Genomic DNA, 3,470 nt, shown 5'->3' with positions numbered 1-3,470 from the left:
AATCTCATTCATTTAGAATATTTATTTCAAGTTTCTAAAAAACTCTACTAGTAAATTTTGAGAACTAAATTTACTACTAGAATGCTAGATTTCTATCAACTGATTACTTGACATATTAAAAAGATTTCCTATCACTCACAAAATTATTCTTAAATTTTATTCAGTTCACAAGAATAAAATTTTTAGATACCCATAATTTTTAGTATTATTTCAGGATATTAGAGCTAGCAATGATTTCAGCATAAAAGTACAAAAAAGTTTAATTACTGTTTCTTACTTTTAAATATTTTTGCTTCAATTAAACTATGTCTCTACCTCTAAATTCTAACCATAACTCATAACTAAAGTAACTTTTCTTAACGAACAGGATATCAATTCACTCATCGCTTACTTTATTTTCCTTTCTAACAAAGTTAATTTTTTATCAGATGCTACTAAAATGGTTTATTTCAAATAAAATAATATATAAAAATGTTTTCTATTATGGCCGTTATTCTCTTACCAGCAAGATTTAAGAACTAACGTTTAAAGATTTAATAACTAATGTTTATAGTATAAATTTTATTCATATTTCAAAACTTTTGGAAATTAAGATATCAATTTAGTTTGTTTATGATCACTGCTTATAATTGACTTATAAATTTTTCAATATAAAAAAATCATTATACTTAGCCTACCAGTTCCAAAACCCGTTTCGGAGTTAATTCTTTCATGCAGGGATGGTATCGTCTCCCATAGAGACAATGACGCTTAAAGCAAGGACTACATGATAGGGACGATTTTAAAATTTTTGATTGAGAAGACAACGGGGGAGTAAAATCAGGCGAAGTAGAACCATATACCGCAATAAGAGACCGATGAAGCGCCGCTGCAATGTGCATAAGACCAGAATCATTAGTCACAACTAAAGAAGCTAAAGACAATAAATCCACAGTTTCACTCAATTGAGTGAGTCCAGCAAGATTTTGTATGGGATGACTCACCAAAGAAACAATAGTGTCAGTTACTGATTTATCTTTCATAGAACCAAATAACCACACTTGCCATCCTTCAGCTAATTTAGCATTCGCTACTTCAGCAAAATAAGAAACAGGCCACTGTTTAGAAGGTCCAAATTCAGCTCCCGGACATAAGGCAAGAATAGGAGTTTCGGCAGATAGAGAGAATTGATGCAGCGTTGTATTTACATTTGACTCTGAAATTTTTAATTCGGGATAAAAAAACTTATCTGATAAAGATTCCCCTTTCTCTAATCCCAAGGCAATAAAACGTTGGATCATCAAGGGTAACTGTTTTTTATTTAAATATCGAATATCATTTAAAAGAGTATAACGCATTTCTCCCATCCATCCCGTACGCCTTGGCACTTTTGCAAACCAAGGAACTAACGCCGATTTATAAGAGTTAGGTAATACGATAGCCTGATCATATCGACGTTCACGTAAGATTAAACCGAGACGATAACGATCTATTAACCGCAATTCCCCATGACTAAAAGGAGAATCTAAAGACTCCTGAACTTCAGGCATCCGATCCAACAATGGTTTAGTCCACGCGGGAGCTAAAACATCGATTTGGCACTGAGACATACGTTGCTTAAGTAGCCTAAACAATGTTTGTGCCATAACCATATCACCTACCCAGGCAGGCCCGATAATCAAAATTTTTCTATTATTATTCATTCATTACGTTTCAACTTTTTCCTGAATTTTTTTATAATCTTTCAAAACATATTCTACTTCGCAATAAGGACAGACAAAGTGACCCTCTCGCTCAATGGGTAAATAAACTCGAGGATGTGCATCCCACAGACAATTCTGCAGCATAGGACAGGAAAGAGGTAAATCTTCCTGAGTTATTTCATAACGTCGCCATTCAGAAATTTGAGGTTTGTTAGATTTCATCATAATTACTTTTTTACAAAAAACATTCTAGCATTTGTTCTAATTGAGTGAAATGTTTTAGCTAAAAACCGCTTTTCAGTCATGACGTTTATCTTTCGTAATGTAATTAGTAGATTAAAATCATGGGATTTTGAGAACTGACTACTATCTTTATAATGAATTGAGTTAGATGTTTAATTTCCAGAGCTTTTTAAAAACATCTGTCAAACTTAATCAATTATCTCCATTGATTTAAACTGAACCTCTTTAACTTTTTTTAATGATTAAGAAATTTTTTTAAAAACACTCGTTTTGTATTGCTTGATCAATTATTTAAAAATTTATAATAAAAATACTTTAATGGCTCGCTATAAATTTTTAAACACCATTATAAGTTCTTTACCTCAAACAACTTTCTTGTGTTCAAATACATTACCAAAGTAAGTAGATCTTAATACCCCTACATTGAAGGATAGTAATGACTAATGTTTTATAAATGCCCTACTGTGTGTATAGTTAGTACTGAAGAAATTACCAATGAATTATACATGAAATGCCATGACAGTTTATTATGTTTATTTACTCTATTAATATAAAAAATAACAAGATCTTTAATCTTATCACATCTAAAGATATCTTAGGTAATCCCCATTAAAATCAGGTAAGAAAGCTGAATTAAATCTTTTTTTACATTCTTACATTCTCATAAAAATACTCATGACCGCGCTTGATAAAATCTGTACGTTTATATATACATACCGTTGAAACCGTTGAAACAACCACAAAAATCGGTAATATTTATCATTATGTTAAATGATTTATCCCTGCATTATGGGGTTGTTTTTAGTAATAAAAATAAATTCTAAAAAACTATTACAAGACATTTTATATACTATTTTACAAATTAATTAGCCGTTAAGTATATATATGAATCCCTTTGACACGATTTCTAAAAGCCCAATCTTATTTCGGATTAGCACTGTAAAAATAGAAAAAATTAATTTTTCAATGCTACGCCTAGTTACATTATGAGTTTCTATAATGTATTGCAAGTTATTATTTTAGGCCATCTATTTAAATTTGACGAACGTACTCACGGTAAAATCTACTGCTCTACTTACTTCATCTCTAAAAAATTTTTTTATTTTCTCATGAACCAAAACGAAACCTCACAACCTAACGTTAAGTTTGATGCAACTGATTTAATCAGTGTTCAATGTTGTCATGCAAAAAAAAATCTTGAATTAATTGAGTAGGATCAAAGTTATTCTCATCCATCCTAAGTATTAATCACTGACTTAATTAATTAAATTAGCAACTCTAGAGTTGCTTCAATCAATTTCTTGAGTTGTTTTTTATAGCACTTAAGATAAAAATATTAATTTTTTAATGATCTGAACAGGAAACCATATAATCGAGTTTGATGTATAATAGATTTTTTAATATCTTGCTAAAGATACTACAACTGTAATAAGCAGAAAACAAAATCCTTGTTCAAAATCAAATTTTTAACTATAATCATTAAACTTAAATTCCATCCTTCGATTAAATCTCAAAAAAAAAAGAAATCCTAAATAAATATAATAC

General features: G+C 29.9%; 2 protein-coding genes. Both read right to left on the bottom strand.

All coding sequences use genetic code 11. The annotated features are described in order from the left end of the window. Window positions 1-668 precede the first annotated feature (668 nt). Window positions 669-1,682, bottom strand: a complete 1,014-nt coding sequence (gene waaF, locus CLERM_RS03775; RefSeq protein ID WP_102157250.1) for a lipopolysaccharide heptosyltransferase II — start codon at window positions 1,680-1,682, stop codon at window positions 669-671. A gap of 3 nt (window positions 1,683-1,685) precedes the next feature. After that, window positions 1,686-1,904, bottom strand: a complete 219-nt coding sequence (locus CLERM_RS03770) for a zinc-finger domain-containing protein (RefSeq protein ID WP_236905110.1) — start codon at window positions 1,902-1,904, stop codon at window positions 1,686-1,688. Window positions 1,905-3,470 lie beyond the last annotated feature (1,566 nt).

This window comes from Coxiella-like endosymbiont (assembly GCF_002871095.1).
Taxonomy (GTDB): Bacteria; Pseudomonadota; Gammaproteobacteria; order Coxiellales; family Coxiellaceae; genus Coxiella.
This window is presented reverse-complemented; position numbering and strand designations above follow the sequence as displayed.